Origin of the sequence: Hirschia maritima DSM 19733 (genome assembly GCF_000378345.1) — a bacterium.
Taxonomy (GTDB): domain Bacteria; phylum Pseudomonadota; class Alphaproteobacteria; order Caulobacterales; family Hyphomonadaceae; genus Hirschia; species Hirschia maritima.
Genome location: NZ_KB899544.1, coordinates 329810 through 351087, shown reverse-complemented (window position 1 = coordinate 351087; position 21278 = coordinate 329810). Strand labels below are relative to the sequence as shown.

General features: G+C 44.7%; 25 protein-coding genes and 1 tRNA gene. 11 read left to right on the top strand and 15 right to left on the bottom strand.

What is annotated here, in order from left to right:
- Nucleotides 1-88: 88 nt before the first annotated feature.
- Nucleotides 89-712, bottom strand: a complete 624-nt coding sequence (gene cmk, locus F551_RS0101495) for a (d)CMP kinase (RefSeq protein ID WP_018995703.1) — start codon at nt 710-712, stop codon at nt 89-91.
- A 6-nt stretch (nt 713-718) separates the two neighbouring features.
- On the bottom strand, nt 719-2035 hold the full coding sequence (aroA, locus tag F551_RS0101490; RefSeq protein ID WP_018995702.1) for a 3-phosphoshikimate 1-carboxyvinyltransferase: 1317 nt from the start codon (nt 2033-2035) through the stop codon (nt 719-721).
- A gap of 139 nt (nt 2036-2174) precedes the next feature.
- Between aroA and F551_RS0101485 the strand changes: the two genes are divergently transcribed.
- The 3 genes from F551_RS0101485 (at nt 2175) to F551_RS0101475 (ending at nt 3281) form a co-directional block, all read left to right on the top strand.
- Nucleotides 2175-2639 (top strand): TIGR02300 family protein, encoded by a 465-nt coding sequence (locus F551_RS0101485; RefSeq protein ID WP_018995701.1) that lies wholly within the window; start codon nt 2175-2177, stop codon nt 2637-2639.
- 86 nt (nt 2640-2725) lie between these two features.
- The gene (locus F551_RS0101480; protein WP_033404362.1) at nt 2726-3121 is read left to right on the top strand and encodes a GFA family protein; all 396 of its coding nucleotides are present in this window, start codon (nt 2726-2728) and stop codon (nt 3119-3121) included.
- 84 nt (nt 3122-3205) lie between these two features.
- A tRNA-Ala gene (locus F551_RS0101475) sits at nt 3206-3281 on the top strand.
- Between the two features lies 1 nt (nt 3282).
- Here F551_RS0101475 and F551_RS0101470 read toward each other — a convergent pair.
- The 3 genes from F551_RS0101470 to F551_RS0101460 form a co-directional block, all read right to left on the bottom strand.
- A complete protein-coding gene (locus tag F551_RS0101470; RefSeq protein WP_018995698.1) occupies nt 3283-4140 on the bottom strand; it encodes an alpha/beta hydrolase family protein in 858 nt (285 codons plus the stop codon).
- Between the two features lie 344 nt (nt 4141-4484).
- Nucleotides 4485-4829 carry a P-II family nitrogen regulator gene (locus tag F551_RS0101465; protein WP_018995697.1) on the bottom strand — a complete coding sequence of 115 codons (345 nt, stop codon included), beginning with the start codon at nt 4827-4829 and terminating at the stop codon, nt 4485-4487.
- Between the two features lie 56 nt (nt 4830-4885).
- On the bottom strand, nt 4886-5665 hold the full coding sequence (locus tag F551_RS0101460; protein ID WP_018995696.1) for a class I SAM-dependent methyltransferase: 780 nt from the start codon (nt 5663-5665) through the stop codon (nt 4886-4888).
- Nucleotides 5666-5742: 77 nt separating this feature from the next.
- On the opposite strand from F551_RS0101460, the gene gloB reads away from it, so the two are divergent.
- Nucleotides 5743-6531: a hydroxyacylglutathione hydrolase gene (gene gloB, locus F551_RS0101455; RefSeq protein ID WP_018995695.1), complete on the top strand. Its 789-nt coding sequence runs from the start codon at nt 5743-5745 to the stop codon at nt 6529-6531.
- A 16-nt stretch (nt 6532-6547) separates the two neighbouring features.
- On the opposite strand, the gene F551_RS0101450 is transcribed toward gloB, so the two are convergent.
- Nucleotides 6548-7309 (bottom strand): DUF4908 domain-containing protein, encoded by a 762-nt coding sequence (locus tag F551_RS0101450; protein WP_018995694.1) that lies wholly within the window; start codon nt 7307-7309, stop codon nt 6548-6550.
- 153 nt (nt 7310-7462) lie between these two features.
- Entirely contained in the window at nt 7463-8188 is a 726-nt protein-coding gene (phbB, locus tag F551_RS0101445; protein WP_018995693.1) for an acetoacetyl-CoA reductase, read from the bottom strand.
- Between the two features lie 303 nt (nt 8189-8491).
- Between phbB and phaR the strand changes: the two genes are divergently transcribed.
- On the top strand, nt 8492-9112 hold the full coding sequence (gene phaR, locus F551_RS0101440; protein WP_018995692.1) for a polyhydroxyalkanoate synthesis repressor PhaR: 621 nt from the start codon (nt 8492-8494) through the stop codon (nt 9110-9112).
- Nucleotides 9113-9198: 86 nt separating this feature from the next.
- Nucleotides 9199-9531 carry a hypothetical protein gene (locus F551_RS0101435; protein ID WP_018995691.1) on the top strand — a complete coding sequence of 111 codons (333 nt, stop codon included), beginning with the start codon at nt 9199-9201 and terminating at the stop codon, nt 9529-9531.
- On the opposite strand, the gene F551_RS0101430 is transcribed toward F551_RS0101435, so the two are convergent.
- From F551_RS0101430 to F551_RS0101420, 3 genes are all read right to left on the bottom strand, one after another.
- Entirely contained in the window at nt 9532-9906 is a 375-nt protein-coding gene (locus tag F551_RS0101430; protein WP_018995690.1) for a hypothetical protein, read from the bottom strand.
- An 8-nt stretch (nt 9907-9914) separates the two neighbouring features.
- A complete protein-coding gene (locus F551_RS0101425; protein WP_018995689.1) occupies nt 9915-10505 on the bottom strand; it encodes a hypothetical protein in 591 nt (196 codons plus the stop codon).
- Between the two features lie 63 nt (nt 10506-10568).
- Nucleotides 10569-11300, bottom strand: coding sequence for a glycosyltransferase family 2 protein (locus F551_RS0101420; protein ID WP_033404464.1), 732 nt, complete (start codon nt 11298-11300; stop codon nt 10569-10571).
- Nucleotides 11301-11564: 264 nt separating this feature from the next.
- Here F551_RS0101420 and F551_RS16045 point away from each other — a divergent pair, with 264 nt between their 5' ends.
- Nucleotides 11565-13439 (top strand): ArnT family glycosyltransferase, encoded by a 1875-nt coding sequence (locus F551_RS16045; RefSeq protein WP_018995687.1) that lies wholly within the window; start codon nt 11565-11567, stop codon nt 13437-13439.
- 13 nt (nt 13440-13452) lie between these two features.
- Here the strand turns inward: F551_RS16045 and F551_RS16040 are convergent, their stop codons facing one another.
- The 4 genes from F551_RS16040 to F551_RS0101390 form a co-directional block, all read right to left on the bottom strand.
- Nucleotides 13453-14439 (bottom strand): glycosyltransferase family 2 protein, encoded by a 987-nt coding sequence (locus F551_RS16040; RefSeq protein ID WP_018995686.1) that lies wholly within the window; start codon nt 14437-14439, stop codon nt 13453-13455.
- A gap of 15 nt (nt 14440-14454) precedes the next feature.
- Complete coding sequence (locus F551_RS0101400) at nt 14455-15675, bottom strand: O-antigen ligase family protein (protein ID WP_018995685.1); 1221 nt, start codon at nt 15673-15675, stop codon at nt 14455-14457.
- Nucleotides 15676-15780: 105 nt separating this feature from the next.
- Complete coding sequence (gene thrS / locus F551_RS0101395) at nt 15781-17748, bottom strand: threonine--tRNA ligase (RefSeq protein WP_018995684.1); 1968 nt, start codon at nt 17746-17748, stop codon at nt 15781-15783.
- A gap of 168 nt (nt 17749-17916) precedes the next feature.
- Complete coding sequence (locus tag F551_RS0101390) at nt 17917-18609, bottom strand: FMN-dependent NADH-azoreductase (protein WP_018995683.1); 693 nt, start codon at nt 18607-18609, stop codon at nt 17917-17919.
- Nucleotides 18610-18714: 105 nt separating this feature from the next.
- On the opposite strand from F551_RS0101390, the gene F551_RS0101385 reads away from it, so the two are divergent.
- On the top strand, nt 18715-19335 hold the full coding sequence (locus tag F551_RS0101385) for a CGNR zinc finger domain-containing protein (RefSeq protein WP_018995682.1): 621 nt from the start codon (nt 18715-18717) through the stop codon (nt 19333-19335).
- On the opposite strand, the gene yidD is transcribed toward F551_RS0101385, so the two are convergent.
- A complete protein-coding gene (gene yidD, locus F551_RS17250) occupies nt 19332-19637 on the bottom strand; it encodes a membrane protein insertion efficiency factor YidD (protein ID WP_233355213.1) in 306 nt (101 codons plus the stop codon). The genes F551_RS0101385 and yidD overlap by 4 nt on opposite strands.
- Before the next feature lie 132 nt (nt 19638-19769).
- Here yidD and F551_RS0101380 point away from each other — a divergent pair, with 132 nt between their 5' ends.
- From F551_RS0101380 to F551_RS0101370, 3 genes are read left to right on the top strand one after another with little or no spacing between them, the layout of a single operon-like run.
- Complete coding sequence (locus F551_RS0101380) at nt 19770-20555, top strand: hypothetical protein (protein WP_155825712.1); 786 nt, start codon at nt 19770-19772, stop codon at nt 20553-20555.
- Nucleotides 20555-20752 (top strand): hypothetical protein, encoded by a 198-nt coding sequence (locus F551_RS0101375; RefSeq protein WP_018995680.1) that lies wholly within the window; start codon nt 20555-20557, stop codon nt 20750-20752. The genes F551_RS0101380 and F551_RS0101375 overlap by 1 nt, the downstream gene beginning before the upstream one ends.
- Before the next feature lie 5 nt (nt 20753-20757).
- Nucleotides 20758-21273, top strand: coding sequence for a hypothetical protein (locus F551_RS0101370; protein ID WP_018995679.1), 516 nt, complete (start codon nt 20758-20760; stop codon nt 21271-21273).
- Nucleotides 21274-21278: the final 5 nt, after the last annotated feature.

The window sequence follows — 21278 nt, the reverse complement described above, 5'->3', positions numbered from 1 at the left end:
CTTTAGTTTAATTAGAATGTTTTAAAGGGTGGTTTTTGCTATGTGCTTAAACCACTTTTTTTGTTTTCTCACTATTTTCAGCCTTAAATCATGCAGACTTCGAGGAAATAAATTCTAACGCTGCCTTAATCACTTCGTCTGGTGTCATGACGGTTGTATCCAAGACAAAGGCATCATCGGCAGCTTTCATAGGTGCTGCTGCTCTCGACTTATCGCGCTCATCGCGTTCCTTGAGTTCTTTGACCATATCTTCTTGAGAGATGGGCTTGCCCGCCTTTTCAAGCTCCAGACATCTTCGGCGAGCGCGTTCTTCCACCGCTGCATCCACCCAAAATTTCACATCAGCCTCTGGGCACACAACAGTCCCTATATCACGTCCATCTAGCACAGCACCACCATCTTGCATCGCGAACGATCTTTGAAGGTCGAACAAGGCTTGGCGAACCTTGGGCAATGCAGCCACTTTAGAAGCCGCTTGCCCTGCCTCAGCCGTTCTCAGTTCAGCATCCGGATACACAGATAGCTCCAATTTCGACGCGATATCGGCGCACGCCTCCTCATCACCCAAATCTACTTTAGCGCGCATAGCCGCTACGCCAGTCGCACGGTAAAGTGCCCCCGTGTCCATATGCGGCAAATTGAAATGCGCAGCTAATTTTTTGGCAAGTGTGCCCTTGCCTGACGCTAACGTTCCATCAATTGCGATGATCATTCACTTTTACCCTTGCTCTATATCTGCACCAAGAGACTGCATGTGCGCAAAAAATTCTGGATAGCTCGTTGCCACCGCAGAAATATCGTCGACTTTGACAGGGGCTTTGGCAGCACATCCCATAACCATAGCAGACATAGCAATGCGGTGATCATGGCAAGCCTCCACCACACCACCACCCGGCACTCCGTTACGACCGCATCCTTTTACCAAGAAACCATCTGGACGTTCCTCGGCTTCAACGCCGTTCGCTTTGAGCATGTTTACCGTTGCTGTAATGCGATCAGATTCTTTTACGCGCAATTCTTCTGCACCCGTCACTAATGTGTCACCATCGGCAAACGCAGCCAACACACCAAACAATGGGAATTCATCTATCATCGCAGGCACAATCGCAAGGTCTGGTGATTTAGCATTCAACGCTGATGGCTTAGATGTGATTGTCGTAATGACTTCACCACCGGATTCTCCGGTTTGCTCGACCACCAAATCCGCTCCCATGGCTTTAGCGGCATGCACAAGCCCGTCTCGAGTGTCATTTTCCATAACATTGAGAACAGACACGCCCCCTTCTTTCACAAGCAATCCAGCGGCCCAGAGAAAAGTTGCTGAAGATGGATCACCCGGAATATCAACATTCGTGGCTGTTAGCTTTTGACCACCTTTTAGCGAAATACGAGAGCTTCCGTCTTTTTCTTCAACGTCAACTGTCACACCAAAAGCCCGAAGCATACGTTCTGTGTGATCGCGTGTCTTGCGTGGTTCATTCACAATCGTTGTGCCTTCAGCACCAAGACCGGCCAACATCACACATGACTTCACCTGCGCAGATGCGTGTGGCGGTGTGTATTCGATTGCTGTGAGTGGCGCACCTTCTAATGTGAGCGGAAGTTTTCCATCATTTGATTCGTTTTTGGCACCCATTTCTGCCAATGGATTAAGCACACGGCCCATTGGACGTGCACGTAAACTGACATCTCCATCAAAAGTCGCTTTTAATTTTTGGCCCGCAACAAGCCCCATCATAAGACGAGCACCCGTTCCTGAATTTCCCATATCCAATACGTCGGTTGGGTTTTGAAGTCCTGCCTCGCCAACACCAGTTACTTTCCATCGGCGCAAGGACAAACGCTCTACTTGTGCCCCACACGCAGCCATAGCCTTGGCTGTATCCTTGACATCGTCACCTTCGAGCAGCCCCTCAATAAGGCTCGTACCTTCTGCAAGCCCTGCAAACATTAGCGCACGATGAGAGCAGGATTTATCACCCGGAGCACGCAATGCACCATCTAATCGAGAGACTGGTTTAGAAATGGCATGCATAAAGTTTTACTCCTATTGGTATTGTATTAATCTCTGACATATCACAAAAGAATCCGCGAAGTTTTGTCATATAGCGCTTTACACCGGCGCGTTAACATGGCAACCGCCCGAAAACAAAGATTTTTAGAAGGTTTCGAACGTGTCAAAAGCAGATCTAGGTGAAAAGCAAACCTGTCCGGAATGTGAAGCCAAATTTTACGACCTCAAAAAAAGCCCTGCCGTTTGTCCAAAATGTGGTCACACATTTGACCCGCTTGCTGCTATTACAGCCAAGCTAAGCAAAGGGAAAGAGGCTGATGAGCCGGAAAACGAAACAACTGACGACAGCGATGAAGATCAGGTAAAAACAAAAACACCTGATGATGAAGACGAAGATGGCATTGAAGAAGTGCCTGAAATCGACGCAGAAGCTGATAATGTTACTCTTGGCGACGACGAAGAAGATGATACGCCAGGCTCTAAACAACGCATGGCAGAGCCAAGCGTTGAAGACGAAATCGACGAAGATGAAGCTGGGATGTCAATCGTTGAAGACGACGAAGACCTACCTGACCTAGATGATGATGATGACATCAACTTAGGTGACGATGAAGATCTTCTCTAGTCTATTGAAAATTTGAACGAAATATTGAAGCCTGCAACCATCGTTTTGCAGGCTTCTTTTTTATCTATCACAATGGCTTTTTGAAAATGAATGAATTTACAAAACATATGGGTGGTTGCCATTGCGGCGCTGTTCGTTTCGAGGTCGAATTACCAAATTCTTTCGAAGTTGAAGATTGCAATTGTTCAATTTGTACAATGAGTGGAAACATTCACGTGATCATCCCCTCTTCACGCTTTCAGCTACTTCAGGGACAAGAAAAGCTTGTCGAATACAGCTTCAACACCAAACAAGCTAAACATCTTTTTTGCAAAACATGCGGCATAAAAAGCTTCTACATCCCTCGCTCCAACCCCGATGGATATGCTGTAACCTGGCGATGTTTGGATGAATGGCAAACGTTAGACGTCACTCTCAATAAATTTGACGGACAAAACTGGGAAGCGAACGCCTATAAAGTCGCACACAAATCCAAGGATTAAATGAAAAAACACTTGATCACAATGTGAACGCGGTATACTAAACGCCCTCCCAGAGCGCGCTGTTTCGCGTCGCTCATCAAAGATGGGGCCTTAGCTCAGCTGGGAGAGCGCTTCGCTGGCAGCGAAGAGGTCAGCGGTTCGATCCCGCTAGGCTCCACCATTTACTCTTCTAATACAAACCAATCCCACCATTGCTGCCAAAGTGCGTCTCGTCCTACTCGAAATGCACCATCATGCCCTATCGTATTCACACCGATATCTTGCGGATGACATATTGATATTTCACTTGAAGCATTTGGGTACACCTCCATAAGAGATTTCGTTGCTTTTACGGTCGCAATAGGATCATCAGTAAACACCCATGACTTAAAAGGCGCTATCACCTCATCATAATGCTGAGGCTGCATGAAATCATTTAGTTCATCTTTGAAATAGCTCGATTTAGAAGACCAACGACGCCATGTGGTAAATACATTTTTGGGTAGAGGCGCGCCCCTCCAACCCCCAATGGACTTTATGTAATTCCAACGGGCAAGCGAAAAGGTGCCCATAATCCACCAAAAGAACATCTCTAAGGGCCAGTATAGCATTTTATGAGCACCCCAATACCCAACCCCAACAGCGATATTTGCGTGCTTTTTTATTTTGGTATGATTGGTTGCTACCCCGATAAAATGCCCCCCAACACTATGAGCTACGTGCATTATAGGAAGCCCATCAGACACTTTATCTAATTCCTCTACCGCTGCGTTCAAATCATACCTGCCCCAGTCCGTGTATTGGACTTGAGACTTCGAGATGTCTCCGGAAGTAGAATCACCAATTTCTCGATAGTCATATGTCAGGACTATCGCTCCCTGCTCAGCGAGGTAATTGGCGGCACGCTTGTAGAACCTTCGTGGAAATCCGGTTCCAGCAGAAATCAAAATTGCCCTTTTAGGAGACGGCCCTCGGTACACATCGCCAACGAGTTTCCATCCGTCTGAAGCTTCAAACTCGATCGTTTCTACATCTACCATAGCAGTTGATTATCCACCCTGTTAACAACACAGCCCAATTTAGTTCGAATATGAACTATTGGTGAGGACAATCAATTTTTGTAGATCTGTCAATTCGTATCGTTGGGGAAGGCAGAGAAGAATTCCTCAATACTCATACAAACAACTAGCCTCTACATTGTGAGAATATAGCCGTACGAGAGTATATTGAGTGCAAAAGTAGATAGAGGACCACGGTGATTAGAATAACCCAATTACACCATCTAACAAATCAGGTCCCTGAGCTATTTGAGCCAGGCAAACAGCCCCCGAAAGCCAAAACTGTGAAATGTTCAATTTTGGCTTTTCGGAGAAAAAGCAAAAGCCTAACCGACTAGTGCAGCTGCATCACGCTCACCAGTACGGATACGCATAACGCTTTCAAGGTCAGATACAAAAATCTTACCATCACCAATTTTATTAGTGTTTGCAGCAGTAGAAACCGCTTCAACAACCTTTTCTACTAGATCAGTAGATGTCGCTATTTCAACTTTTACCTTCGGCAAAAGACGCACTTCATATTCAGCACCGCGGTATACTTCTGTTTTACCGTGTTGACGCCCATAACCGCGCACCTCCGAAACTGTTACACCAGACGCACCCACTTCTGTGACAGCATCAAGAACAGCATCCAAACGGCTCGGTTTAAAGACAGCAGTAACAAGTTTCATAGTGTCTCTCCTTCTATAAAAAACGGGGTAAAGCACCCCATGAAATACTCAACTCTTTAAGCAACTAACTTCCTAATCTCTTCACCCTCTTTTCGAGAATGTCGTGTCGTATCAGGACGCACTATATTTGCAGGCACAACTTTTCTAGATCGCTCTTTCTCAGCACTTGGCAATTGCGGATCGATGTATAGTTGCTTGATTGCTTCCACCATCAGCACTCCCCCAAATCCTTTCCAAGCGATTTCCCCTGTTTTTTCCCACGCATCAGCAGCTGCAGTGACAACCTTCATCCCTATGGGTGGTGCATAGAGCGCTCTTGTCCAGGCTGTTGGTTGAAACATCGCGGACTTCAACAATCCATTCAACTGCCTTTTCGTATAAGGTCGCCCATGCCCGAAAGGTGTAGATTCTGCTTGTGACCACAACCCAGATCGATTAGCAGCAACCATTAATATTCTCGCTTCTGGTGCAGCTACTCTCCACAGTTCTCTCATCAAGCGATCAGGGTTATCAGTATCCTCTAAGCCATGAATCACTAAAATTCGATCAAAAACAGCATCTGCGAATGGTAGTCTATCTTCATCCACCAATGTTGTTGATGAGTTTGCAGAAGACGGCCAACAAACCGCCCCTTGAGCAGCTGGTGCCGCACATATCGCTCGACGTGTATCTTGGGCATATGTATTTAAGAACTCTTGCCCATACCCAAAGCTTAAAACATCCATCTCATCTGCGTGAGGCCAAATTGCTTCTATGCGCCGCAAAATCATAGCATATGCTGCCCGCCCCAAAGGCGAGTCATAAAATGACTTCAATCGACCAACTTCAACGCGCAAATGCTTTGCCCTCTTGCATATTCTAGATGTAACCTAACCCTAGCCGATTATATAATCTGAATACAGGTGCTAAAAAAATGCCAAATCTTTCCAATACTGCCCCAAATGTGTGCATGTTTGCATGTTTAAGCGACAATTATGGATACCTTGTGCATCATGCTGCATCAAATTCAACAATTTGTATCGATTCACCTGATCCATCAAAAATACTCGAAAAAGCCAATTCTTTAGGTTGGACAATCACCCATATACTTAACACTCATTGGCACGCAGACCATGCCGGCGGGAATGAAAAAATACAAAAAGAAACGGGGTGCCGGATTCTAGGTCCCAAGGAAGTAAATTCTAGGCTCAATGCACCTCTAGATGAAACACTCTCTGGTGGAGAAACATTAGAATTTGGTGATTTACAAATCCAAGTTTTGGCTACTCCGGGACACACTCTAGAACACATCAGTTATTACATCCCATCTCACAACATAGCATTTGTGGGTGATACCTTATTTGCGCTTGGCTGCGGACGCATGTTTGAAGGCCAACCAGAAATGTTTTGGAACAGCCTAAAGACAATTCGTGCCCTGCCCGATGAAACGCAAATATATTGTGCTCATGAATATACGCTTGCAAATCTGGAATTTGCTCTGTCGATCGACCCTGAAAACACTGATCTTAGAAATTATGGCACTAAACTCAAAGAACTGCGTGCAGCAGACAAACCAACAATCCCAACAAACTTGGGTATGGAAAAACTAACCAATCCATTTTTGCGAGCAGACAACCCTGTTTTCGCAAATTTTCTAGGAATGAATAGATACGCCAGCGAAAATGTGTTTGCCCACATCCGCAAAATGAAAGACAATTTTTAACTGTGCACCCAGTGCGTTATCCGCGCTTTGTAATTGTCTTTGCTATCGCTTCAGAAGAAGGACGTCCAGCAAATCCATCTGCAGGTGCAATGGTAATCCGAAGGTGATCATCCTTTAAGGATGCGGCTGAACCTTCTCCAAGGCGAAATGAAATCTCTTCTATCTTCACTCCACCATAATTCTGAGCGAGGGAAATACCAGAACTCGTGGTTTGGACTGCTTCCATTGTCCAATCAGCATAATCCTTGAGATCAGAACTGATGTTAATCTTGGGCTGAGAACCAAGTGAAGACGCAATACGAGATTGTACATCCTTTAGAGCCACATCGAAGTTTGCCGGATGAGGTGGAGGAATAATCGCGTTGGATGCCGCATCCAATGATGTCGGAGCGCCATGGCGATCGCCTAAAGGAAAAATGATAACATTCCCCAGATTAGTCACCCGCAGAAACACACGCCCCGTATCAGTACGATAGAATTGATCTCCCCTTGGCCCATTACTGGACCTCAGAGCAAATACCTCTTCGTCACCTTCAAACTGAAGCAAAGCGTGCGGACCTGTACGGTCCAATAGAAATCGTTTTCCCGAATTGGCATCCATGTAATACGCCGGACGCGTAGTTGGTGCTAATTGAGAGTTCAACATAGAAACTAGATCGGCGCTTGAAGCTCGCGGTGGATTGTAAGCAAGCGCTGGCGCAACCGCGCCCACCAATATACCGGCTGATACAAAAAGGATCCGAGAGAGAGTACAGCTTGAATGTTTCATGTTTGTCATAAAGCCCTGCGACTGGGGCAGATTTTAGGCAGAATTAGTATCAATTTAGAAAGAAGCAGCTGGTTTTGCCAAGCCCACTTCTTTCCAAATACATTCTGCGATGAAGACGTTAACCTATAATTTATAACAATCTTCGTGGCTTAATGACTGATTTTACGTCGGAATATATTGCCCGCCATTAGCAGCTAAAGTCGCTCCCGTGACAAAAGCAGCACCATCTGATGCTAAAAATGACACACATGCTGCAATTTCTTCAGACTTGCCCAATCGTCCGACAGGAATCGTTGAAATGATACTATCGAGCACCTTTTCAGGAACTGCAGCAACCATGTCTGTGTCTGTATATCCTGGGCAAACCGTATTTACCGTAATGCCTTTACGTGCAGTTTCCTGAGCTAGAGCTTTTGAAAAACCAATCAACCCAGCTTTTGCTGCAGAATAATTAGTTTGGCCCATTTGCCCCTTCTGACCGTTGATGGAGGAAATATTGATAATTCGGCCCCAGTTTTTATCGCGCATTCCGTTGATAACAGCCTGAGACAAATTGAACGCCGAAGTCAAATCAACACGGATAACATCGTCCCATTGTTCGCGTGTCATTTTGTGCAGCATGGCATCTCGTGTAATGCCTGCATTGTTCACCAATACATCCACACTTCCAATGCTTTCTTCAATGGCCTTGATACCTTCTTGGCAGGCATCATAATCACCAACATCGAACTTGAAGACTGAAATACCCAATTCCTCAGCGCATTTGTTAGCGGCCTCATCGTTTCCAGCGTAATTGGCAGCGACCTTAAAACCATCTTTCACTAACAATTCGGATATTGCACGACCAATACCGCGTGTACCGCCCGTCACTAATGCAACTCTATCCATTTTAGCCTCTCCCGTACTTGGCTGTTCTTTTCTTCCCAGTTTTCAGATTTTCTGCCCCATCTTTTCGTGGAACCTCTCTCACAATCTGAAATTATTTTTTCTTATTATAGACACAATAAATACTATGCTGCACCGCAACACAAGCCTATATTTTTCACTTACCTCAATTTGCTTGATTGCCCTCTATTTCGCAGTTGCATTTGTAATTTGTGCAAAGCAATAGTAAGCCTGTTGAAAAAGCGCACAAAACAACGATAGAATCGCGCCAGTGCCAGTGCTCGAAAATCTTGGAAGAAAAAAACTATGACGACATCGAAAGGGACGAATGGTTCCGAAGATAAAATCATAATAAAGAAATACGCTAACCGTCGTCTCTACGATACAAACGCTAGCGCCTATGTAACTTTAGATCATCTTGCCCGACTTGTTCGCGAAGAGAGGGATTTCATTGTTCAGGACGCCAAAACCGGAGAAGATCTCACCCGATCCGTCCTTACCCAGATTATTTTTGAGCAAGAAAATCGTGACGAAGGCATATTGCCAATCAGTTTTCTTCGTCAGATCATTCAACTCTACGGCGAGAGCGTCCAAACAGTATTGCCCTCATACTTAGAGTTATCGATGAACACATTTCTCAGTCAACAAGAGAAATGGAGAGAGCAATTAGAAAAAACTTCTCCTTACAAAGGCAATGGATCGGTATTTGAAGCCCAAATCAGGAATAATATTTCTCTATTTGAAGAAACCATGAAAATGTTCATGTCTCCTGCTGCAGCGCACACTACTCCGCCATCTCCACCTCCCGAAGAAGATACCACGCCTAAAAAAGAGACTGAAAACCAAGCTACGGATGATGCTCTTTCCGCACTGCAACAACAAATGGCTGACATGCAAAAGCAAATCGAAAAACTGGCGCAAAAATGATCTCTCCCGCTACACATCAAGACCACCTTTAAGGATCACCAGCCTTCGAATGGGAGAATTGGCAAATTTATTGCTAGATTTCTATCATGAGAGTTTTACCTGCATCAAACCGCTACAGTTCATACAGACGTTCAACTGATAGCCAATACTATCAGCGCCCAAGGTCTGGGCCCGATAGGCGCTCTACTGACCGCCGCAACCAGCCTGACCGACGCGGTCAGGATCGTGCTCGTCATCACTCTCAACCAAACAATGCAGCTAGCGATAAAAACCAGTGGGTAAGCCCAACATTTGCCGCTCATATTTTAGGACAAGAACTCAATTCTGCTTCCGAGGCCAGCAATTCAATTGCCGCTGATCGCGCTTATGACAAAGTCATCAATCCTTACTTGAGACCAATGCATACCCGCAAAGCTTAGCTATCCTCGCGCATCAAGCTTCGTCAGTACCATCTCTAGCAACTGCTCTACACGGTCAATACGCTCGTGAAGCCCCATAATCATTTCCCGGGAAACACCGGTTTCAATACCACTCTCTGGTCCACCCGCAGTTTCTTGAATTCTTGTTTCAAGAGCCAGATCACTTACACCACAATATTTGGCGATGATTTCGGGATTTACAGATAATGTATCCGCAAAAGAATGAATTTCAGAGACGCTGATGGCACGACGATCGTCAAAAATCATATCGATTTCATCCACCGTCATACCGGAATTTCTTGCAAGAGAATCTCGCCCCAGACCAAGAGATTTTAAACGATCATCAAACCATTCATAATCAAAAAAAAGCGCCACGATTTACTCTACCTTCCAAAGCCTTCACCGACTGCAAAGTCTCTTCGGGCGGATACAATGGTTACAACGACACCTGCCAATACATCTAACAAGCACATAACTGACAGGATAAAGAAAACTGATGTCGAGAAATTCTTAAACAGCAAGAATTCTACTAAAGCAAAGATGAACAACAGCATCGAGACAGCATGATTGAAAATGGTCGATGCACCAGTACTTGTCGATTTAAGAACTTCCATGAACAGAAAGGTCAACCCAAGAATAATCAGTATATCGCCGCGCGAAATCGCCCAAAAAGTTCCGTCAGAAACCATTGGAATTTTCCAAATTGGCGTGTTCAAGAAAGCGTGCATATGTGGCACGTCGCTCAATGGTACTGCCACCCCTTCAACCATTTGTGCGTCGGGATCATCTGGGCTACGCGAGAAAGCAAGCAAATTATAAATAATTATTGGAATTGAAAGCAGTGGAAAGATTCCAAATAATGCGCGCATGCCTCGTCCCCTTTCTGAAGATCTACCTTTTTTAGCTGACTTTTTGGCCTCACTCGCCTTGTCATCTAAACGTCCTGCAGCAGCCGTAGCGAAAAAATCAAACATTTAAAAGTCCCTATGCCCATATCATACATACTTGCACGACACGTCAAATGGCAAATGCACAAATTATAACTCGTCTGCTCCGCCAGGATGGCGACGACGTTTCCTTAGCCACAGCACACCTCTAAGATCAGATAATGCAGCCGCCAAGCGCCCGAAATTTGTGTATTTTGAATTACCAAACTCTCTTTGTTTGTGGCTTACAGGTACGGCTTCAACCTCATAGCCCTCAGCTTTCATCAAAGCTGGCATGTAACGGTGCATATGATCAAAGTATGGAAGCATTAGATATGCAGATTTCTTAAATGCTTTCGCACCACATCCAGAATCACTGTGATCATCTTTCAAAAGGTTTTGGCGCACAGTGTTGGCCAATCTGGATCCAAATTTTTTCCATGCCGAATCCTGACGTTTTGCACGAACACCTTGAACCAACCCTAAATTTTCTGGAGCATCTGTGCGTATAAGTTTGGCTACCAATGCAGGAATATCAACAGGCGGATTTTGACCATCGCCATCTAAAGTCGCCACAATGCTCGCTTTCGCAGCCAATACACCAGTGCGGATCGCGCGACTTTGTCCTGCGTTTTCCCGATGCCCGAGAACTCGCAAAGTAGAAAAATTTTCTTTCAAAGAAACAAGCTTTGCACGTGTGTCATCAGTGGATGTATCGTCGACAAAAATCATTTCATAAGCGCGACCATCTAATGTTTCCGCAATGTCACTTACGAGATTTTCCACATTCCCAGACTCATTGTGAACCGGAATAACAACGGAAATTTCCAAAGCACCTGACATATTTTTCAACTCTTCAACGCCTTCAGACAAATTCTTCGCCTCTTCCAGATGGTCTAAACTCTACAAAAACTTTATTATTGCCTTAAAACGCGTTTAGTCGATTTTGCCTAGTCATCAAAAATAAAAAAGACGCAATGAATAAATTGCATTTTTCAGTGGCGAAAAATCTAAGACCATGCTCAAAGAACAAAGATTGTCCATAATGCTTTGCCCCAAATGAGAGTTAATTCATCATTGTTGGGATAGAATGATCAGGATGTGTAGATGCTGAATCTCGATACTCTTTCCAAAGGAATACGCCCCTACATATTGATCGCCTTATTAATGTCGGTCCTGTCTCTTCCGGGTGTTTTTTCTATGCCGGTTATGGATCGCGATGAGGCACGTTTTACACAAGCAAGCTCTCAAATGCTGGAAACGGGTGATTATGTTGTTATCCGCTTTCATGACGGGCTCAGAAACAAAAAACCGGTGGGTATTCATTGGTTGCAATCAGCTAGTGTTGCAACGCTCTCCGATGTAGATGACAGAGAAATATGGGCTTTTCGTGTCCCGTCTTTTTTAGGCGCGATCATGGCAGCCATGGCAACTTTCTGGGCAGGAACGGTGCTTTTTTCTAACCGCGCTGCGTTACTTTCAAGTGTGTTGCTAGGCTCCACTCTCCTACTATCTTCAGAAGCCCATATAGCAAAAACAGATGCAGCCATGGTTGGCTTTATTTGTCTGTCTATGGCCTGTTTAGCGCATTTGCGAAAACGCACGGATGAAGCCCGAAAAGCCAAAAAAAGTGCTCCTCCCCAATACTTTATTGGTAACAAATCGCTGGCAATTATTTTTTGGTTTGCACTCGCATGGGGCGTATTGATTAAAGGCCCAGTCGCACCGATGGTAGTTGGGTTGGCAATGCTTGGTCTAGCCATCTGGGAACGCAAATATGAATGGATGAAACCACTGATATTTTGGCCAGGACCTCTGTTATTTGTCTGGTTAGCTTTGCCTTGGTTTATTGCGGTTCAAATAGCGACCGATGGCGTATTCTTAAACGAAAGCGTCAATGTTGATCTCGGTCCCAAACTAGTGAGTGGTGCGGAAGGTCACAGCGCGCCTCCCGGAACTCACTTGGCCCTTTTGCCACTGATGATGTGGCCCTCAATTCTATTTGTTATACCTGGATTGGCACTCGTTTTCTCGCAAGCTTTTCCCCAAAAATCGACCACAAAAACGAAATCTCTAGATCATTCAAGTTGGAAATTTCTATTAGCTTGGCTAATTCCGACATGGATTGTGTTTGAAGCCATGCCAACAAAACTGGCCCACTATCCCATGCCAACATACCCGGCTTTGGCGTTAATGGCTGGAATTGCGCTAGACTATATGATGACCAACCATAAAGACGCCCCCCCCACTTGGAGTCGATGGGTTTCAATTGCTCTTTTCGGTTTAAGTTCCGTCCTAATTATCGCCATTCTTTCTCCATGGGGAATGGAAGCCTTCAGGGCAGAAGCAGCTGGTGATTTCGGAAAAGAAGAATTACGCGTAATGAGCCTGTGGAACGCCGATTGGCAAGCCGTTGGAGCTCCAATATGGCCGTTCTTGTTGACTATCGCAGCGGTAATCACCGTTTTCGTATTCTCATTCCTTAGAAAATTTGATGCAGCATTAATCGCGCTTATTGGTTGCGCTCTAATTGCGGGTGTTAGCCTACGGGCTGTTGTTCTTCCCAACCAAACTTGGATTATCGCAACAGATGCCGCCATGGCAGCTCTTGATGGTGTGTGTGGTTATCCTGATGGTAGTGCAGCCAACAAAAAAGCCGCACATTGCAATGATGTTACAGCCCCCAAAACAGTTAGAGCAATCACATACGCAGAACCAAGCTTTGTCTATTCTCTCAATGGTAAGATAGAACTCTTACACAAAGAAGATGTCACTCTGCCTTCAATTGAGGAAGATGCACGCCCTGTATGGTTGATAAATACGCTCATTCCGAATGGAAAAATAGCGTTCAAAAATCTCATTCAGAATGCCGCGAACGCTAAACGTTGTGTCAAACTCTCTCGCAAATTTGTGAAGAACTACTCAAACAATGACGCCTCAGAGTTAGTTGCTGTAGCAATTGAACCTGAGTCTTGTTCGTAAAACAGCGCCTCGATTAAGTCTGAGCAGCTCGGTTGTTATCAGAGAATTTCAAGCGCCCAAATAATAGTTTGCGCTTTACCTTGCTTAATCCGAGACGCCCTATTCCACGGCCAATCAATAAGATTGCAAAAAAGGGAATCAGCAGACAAGCCAACAAGCGTTCAGGAAATGCTTGTGCAAACTTTCTAAAATAGAGCCCGAGCCCCCATGCCTTTTCCCACTCGACGCGAAGGCTGGAGACATCACTGGTGCTACCGTGATGCAAAGCACCAGCTAAAGGCGTGTAATACACCCCTCCGTTTTCCAATTCCTGTGCGCGCCGACAAATATCAATATCTTCAACATGAAGGAAATAATCTTCATCAAAGCCATTGAGCATATCAAAACCAGTCCGCGACATATACATTAGCGCACCAGACACAACAGGCATTTCCACAGGGCCCATCGGGCAGTCTTCTTTAAACCGATTTACATCAGAGAAGATTGGATGCAACCGCTCAAACAAACCCAGCCCTGTGTATGTGATCAATGCAGAGGTTAATCCCAGCATACGGCGACGCCCCCCCCTTAGCTCTTGCCCTTTAACGTCAAAAATACGCCCACCCACAATCCACGGTTCTGGACGTTTCTTGGCAGCATCTTCCAGCGCGGCCACAGAACCGCGCCGCAATATGGCATCAGGATTTAGAAAGAGAAGTCGCTCACCATTGGCATATTTCGCACCAAGGTTTGATCCTCTTGCAAAGCCAACATTGCCATGGCCTGAAATCAATTGAACTCGACTTCTATGCTTGTCGGCAAGTCGATTTAACAAACCGACATCACGAGGCTTGTTGCCATTATTCACAATAACAATTTCGTCGACTTGAGGATCAGTAAGGAGTGCGTCTATACAGTCTCTAAGAGCAGAACCAGTATGATAGGACACAACAATTGCGGAAACTGACGGTAAATTATCAACCGATTGCCGAACCAGTTCCCAAACACGCTGTGTGCTCATCTGAATACTTCCCCACTACTCAACTTCAGCGATCCAACTATTGCGTAACAAGATTATAAATCCAATCGCTACAACTATTAGAGCCCACCACCATTCGCTCCATACACTAAATGATAGTGTGCATATGGTTAAACAAAGGGCCCACAAACCACAAGTGGCAGCAGCCGATTTTGGCCCTAAATCATATGGATCCGGCAAATTGAAACTAAAGAGCAGCACACTCAAAGCCGCTGCAAATATCCCGATATACCCAGTTTCCACCCACAAATGCAGCAGCATGTTATGCGCATGCAATGGGATAATTTTCTCGCCTTGAAAAAGGCCCTCCTGAAAGGTTTCATCAAAGGTACGCAATGCATCAAGACCATTGCCGAGGATCGGCGCGTTCGTGGCGTGATTTAACACACTCGTCCAAATCTCAATACGCCATAAATATGACGGCTCCAAAGCGTATTTATTCTCCCCCAGCACCTCTATTAATAGGCTAAAACAAATCGGAGAAAACACTATAAACCCGGCAGAGAAACAACCGATTACTCTAAATGTATATTTCCCAAAAATAGCAGGAAAAAACATAAAAAACCAGGCCACTAGTATTCCAATCGCAGCAGCAGAACCGCTCATAGAATGACAATAGTAAGCCGCGAATAACGCCCACAGTCCGGAAGCGATTTTCAATCTCACATCATGGCTATCAAAAAGATGCCGGATCACAGCCATGGAGATGATCGCCCCAACCGCAAAACAGACAATATTTCTGCTTAAATTCAAAATGGCAGATGCTCTGTCCGAGGTAAGTGATGCAACCTTTTCATAAACTTGATCTGGAAAATAATTGATAACCATCAGGCTTATTGCTTGCAGTCCTACTGCGACTAAAAAGGCATAAATAGCAATTTTTGAATTTTTTTGGGAGAGCCTATCGGCCGCCGCTAAAACGACCCCGCCAAACAGAACAACCAATAAAACTCGCAACACTGCTGATCGAATATGAAAATCGCCTTCAGCTATATTGATATCAACCAAAGGTGTTGCATAAGGAGACCATATAGACGTCAAAGCGATGTATGCCAGTCCTAAAAAGAGAGGCAGCATATAAGTTTTGTATTCAAACTTTTTTGATTGAAAAAAGGCAAATAGCGCTAAAATACCGACTAGAGGCACAAATCCTAGCGCACCGGCAAATGCGACGGGCAGCCATACTAAGGCAGCAAAAGTCCACGGAATTGCCGACATCAACTTCACTTTACTAACCGCTTACATGCTTTGAAAGCATATGCCCCACAAGAAACCAGTAAAAGCCCAAACTTGCTGAAATAGCAAGTTCGGACTTCAGCCGCTCTATCTCAAGTCAGGAGCCTTTGCTTCAACACCAAGTGTCTCGCATGCTTCAACCAAAGTCACGATCTCTGGACGAGAATTTCCGGTCCCAAAGCGGCGCAAGGCCAATTTCTCTTCTTCTGCTTCCTGCATCCCGATTACAGCAATAACAGGAACTTTCTGATGAGAGTGTTCGCGAACCTTATAGTTGATCTTCTCATGACGAAGATCCAGCTCTACGCGAATGCCAGCTGCTTTCAATTTTTCAGCAGCTTTGATGGCATATTCATCAGCTTTGGGCGTAATGGTCGCCAGCACCATTTGTGTAGGTGCCAACCACATTGGGAACGCTCCAGCATAGTGCTCGATCAAAATTCCCATAAAACGTTCAAACGTACCAAACACAGCTCGGTGCAACATTACCGGGCGATGACGTTCATTATCCTCGCCGATATAAGATGCGTCTAATCGATCAGGTAGGACGTAATCCAACTGCAATGTACCACACTGCCATGTACGCCCAATCGCATCTGTCAGGTGAAATTCAAGTTTAGGGCCGTAAAAAGCTCCTTCACCCTCAGCTATTTCAAATTCAAGTCCAGCCTGAGTTAAAGCATCTGCCAGAGACTTCTCTGCTTGATCCCAAACCTCATCACTTCCACCGCGTTGCTCTGGACGTGTTGCGAGTTTATAATCAATATCGGTCAAGCCAAAGTCAGTATAAACTTTATTGAATAGATCGAGAAATTTCACGACTTCGTCGGTTACTTGATCTTCACGGCAGAATATATGCGCATCATCCTGTGTCATTTGACGAACACGCATTATGCCATGCAATGCCCCATGAGCTTCGTTACGGTGACAACATCCAAACTCGGACATGCGGATCGGAAGATCTCTATAAGATTTAGTCCCCTGCTTAAAAATCTGAATATGAGCAGGACAATTCATAGGCTTAAGAGCCATCAAATCCGCATCATTCGAAACCACCGGCCCCTCATCATCGGTTGAAGGTGCTTCATCAGGAACCACAAACATGTTTTCACGAAATTTCGACCAGTGTCCTGATTGTTCCCAGAAAACAGAGTCCAGCAATTGTGGTGTTTTCACTTCCTGATAACCAAATTCGTCCTGACGTCTTCGAATATAAGCTTCTAATTGACGCCAAATCATGAACCCGCGAGGATGCCAGAACACCGAGCCTTGCGCTTCTTTTTGCAGATGAAAAAGATCGAGTTCATTCCCTAATTTACGGTGATCACGTTTCTCAGCTTCTTCAAGACGATGTAGATACGCTTTGAGTTCTTTTTCACTCGTCCAAGCGGTCCCATAAATACGCTGAAGCATCTCATTATTACTGTCACCGCGCCAATAAGCACCAGCAAGTTTCATCAACTTGAAGGCTTTTGGTAGTTTCCCAGTCGATGGCAAGTGAGGTCCACGACACAAATCATACCATTCATCACCATGCTTATAGACAGTGATAGTTTCGCTCTCAGGCAAGTCTTCGATGATTTGCGCTTTATATGTCTCACCAATTTCTTTGAACTTGGCTATCGCTTCGTTACGATCCCACTCTTCACGAATTATCGGATAGTTCGCATCTATGATTTTGTTCATCTCTTTTTCGATGGCGTCAAAATCATCTGTCGAAAATGGTTCTTCACGTGCAAAGTCATAATAAAAACCATCATCGATTACAGGACCGATTGTAACCTGAGTGCCTGGAAACAATTTTTGCACTGCTTGCGCAAGAATATGTGCAGCATCATGGCGGATAACCTCTAATCCTTCAGGGTCATCTTTGGTGTGTAATGCAAGGGTTGAGTCACCTTCCAACGTTCGTTCCATATCCCAAGGCTCGCCGTTTACCGTAGCAACGATCGAACGCTTAGACAGGGATTTGGAAATGCTTTCCGCCACATCGCGTGGAGAAGCGCCATCTTCCATCTCTTTGATGGAACCGTCTGGAAGGGTTACTTTGATCATGGTTTTCTTCTCGTTTGTGCATACAAAATTGTATAGCAACGAGCAGGTCTAAAAAGAATTTGGTAAAGAGTGAACCCCTCAACGTAAATTTCTAACATTAACCCATAAAATGCCCCCGCATGCATAATTTGCGCGCGAGGGCCAAAATCATTCAAGTGCTTTGCAGTGTTATGAGAGAGCGATAGCTGCTTCGATAACTTTTGCACGGTCGTCAGCTGGTGTCGGTGTCAGCAGAGATGGCTGAAATCTAACTGCTTCAATGTCTGAAACACCAATCAGTTCCAACCACCAATTTAGATAAGTTGAGTGGAAATCCTGACCATATTTAGCATCGGCGCCAGGTGCAAAAACACCGGCAGTATAGAATACTTTCGCTTTCTTATTTTCAAGCAAACCGGAATAGCCATTTTCTGGATCAAAGCCAAACAACAAGCCCGGTTGTGTGATGATGTCGATATAGTGCTTTAATTTATAAGGAATTCCGCCATTCCACATTGGCGCAGAAATTACGTACTCATCAGCTGCAACAAAACGTTCTATTGTTTCAACAACTTGATCCCAAGCAGATTGAGTTGTGTTGTCCATTTGGCCTTCGCCAAAGAAAGTCATCTTGGCAGCTGCTTTGTCACCATCAAACTCAATCAAGTCAGTTTTCCATAGCTCCAACACATCGATCTCAACAGATGGATCCTCTTTGCGTCGTTCTATATAGGCATTAGCAATCGCGCTCGATTGTGAATTCTCACCACGTGGAGACGCAACAATATATAAAATTCTCGTCATTCCTGCTTCTTTCTTTTTGGATAACGCACCAGAACTCATCTGAGTGCTTGCTGATGATTTTTTAAATAGACCGAACATAATAACCTTCTAAATTTATTTTTAATGGTTATTTTCACGCAAATGAGATTTGGTCAATTCCAAAACAGACTGTAGGAAGGTCGGCCTTGAACAACTTTTTGTGACATGAGTTTTATTGCAGTGCCCTCATCTAAACCTCCCCCTTATTTAGTCGCAGATCATCTCGCTCTGGACTTTCTAAACTCAATCTGCGCTCCAACAGGAGAAATGATTGATTGGCTAGATACTGGGGAAGAAGCTCTGAATTGGTTGATAGAAAGTCAGGCGGTCGAGAAATCAGACGTCGAGCATTTGCAGGCCCCTGAATTTTCTCAATTACTGAATAAGACCGCCGATACCTTAAAAAAATACCGCGAAGATTTGCGGATTAAACTACTAAGCCGGAAACAAGAAGACCTTGATGCAATCATCTTGGACTTGAATTCCATTCTTGAGAAAGACACGCTTTATTATTCCATACAAAACGGTGAGACATCCGCAGGAAAATCTCTGAATATTAGACGCGAGTATGTTTCACCTGACCAGCTGATCTTACCCATCGCCCATGCTGTTGCTGATCTGATATGCAACCAAAACTATGACCGCATTCGTAATTGCGATGGGCCAACCTGCACGATCGAATTTTTAGATACATCAAAAAATGGAAAACGCCGCTGGTGCTCTATGCAAGTTTGCGGAAATCGCGCAAAAGCCAGCGCCCATCGCCAACGCGCGAAAACATCTTAATTTGTCTTTTCTTCGTTTTCTGCTGTGTCAAATCGCTGGGAGCCCCATTGCCCATAAAGCCATGGGGTCATCCAGCTAGCAGTCTGTCGCCTATCCTGTGGCACCGGGTCTTCGCCCTGTGTGCCACCAGGCCGACACCGGCAAAAACGAGCTAACCCCATCCAACTACCTGCCCACACGCCGTACCGCGTGCACGCTTCAGCACAATACTCTGAACAAGTCGGATGATGTCGGCAATGAATTCCAACAGCCTGAAATATGACGGAGAGTGTTGATTTATAAGCTTTAAGAAGCAAGCCCATAATAGGACCATATCGAGGCCGTATTTCTGAAGTCTCTTTCATTCGTAAAACTTTTATAACGTCACTGCATAACAGATTGACTAAACTTGCGGTTACCCAGACTAATATAGCTATTGGGAGGCAATGAAAACCATGCGTTATTTTGCGAGTATTCTAACCGCTTTACTTGTTTCAGCCTGTGCGACACAAGAAACAATAAACACAATAGAAGAGCGAACAGAAAAAACTGCCTCTATTGAAACACCTAAACTGTCGCAATCAGAGCTAGATGCTCAGTTGACCGACCATTACACGACTGGATGGGCAGTTACCGCTGGTTGGCCTGGTGAATATCCCGCAGGATTTTCGATCTTGAAAAAGGATGTTGTCTTAAAAGCTCATTCCCGCATGCATCCTTTAACGCCTTCGCACATTGACTGCCCAGTGCCCAACCTTGCGACGTATCAACAATGGAATGTAGCACGCGTTGAAGCAGATGATCTCATATTCAAAACCGCAACCAAAATCTTCAAAATCACGATCACAGAAGACACCGACATTGAATATCCATCAGATGAAATGGGCTATCAAGTCAAAAAGCTCTCCTTAAAGAGAGGTGATCAGCTTTCTTATTTGCGATACCTCGGAGAAGGTTTCACGATCGTCGAGTTCAATGGCAAAGAATACGAAATCAATGAAAACGATCTCTACAACGTCTCAGACATAAGCAACCAACAAGATGGTGGCGAAGACTTGTGGTTAGAACTTAGCTGCTCCGACGATAAACGCGCATGGGTTTTGTATGACGAAGTAATTCGACAAGACGGTGTGGGGCCGAACCCCATTACCGGATACGGCGAATCCTCAGACATTGCCCAGAGTGATATTCAAGGCATCATCCGACAAATGGAATTGAATGCGCAACACGAGGCTTACTAATGTCGTCAAATTCATATGATGCCCCACCCCAAAATGAGTTTGAAACCAAATTGAAGATAAAGGGTCTTCTTCGGGCATATCGCGAAGCTTTAGAAAATGAAAATTTAACAGATCTACGAATTATAACAAACAAAGTTTCTGAAGACCCCGAGATTGAATCGATTGATCCCAACGACGACTTCGAGATATTCGAATAATTGATATGAAAATTGAAGAAACTCCCCTCCCCGAAAACGCTCTATTACAAAAATATGTTAAATCAGGCGACTACACTGATTGCTTCAGCGTGGTGATAGATAAACACGTATCTCAGGCCGATTTCATTGAAGCGTTTTACAATAGCCGCGTTTTCAAATTAGAGCGGTTTATTCTAACTTGCTTGGTGTTCAAACCTTCTTCTGACAGGCAAGCTGCTCAACTTGCTATTGGAACCATCGAAAAATATGCGGCATGGAATTTAGAAGCCCGCAACGAAAACCAACTTCTTATGTGCGATTTCAAACAAGCCACGCGAAGCTGGCTGATGACAGAGAAAATTGAAACAAATGAATCCACTCAAACGCGCCTATTTTTTGGTTCAGCTCTTATCGCTAGGACAAATCAACAAAACAACGAAAAATCTATTCCATTCCTCATCAAATCTATGGTTCCAGCACATCAATTTTATTCCAAATGTCTTTTAAATAGTACCGTCGCCAAATTACTAAGAACCGCCTAATTATT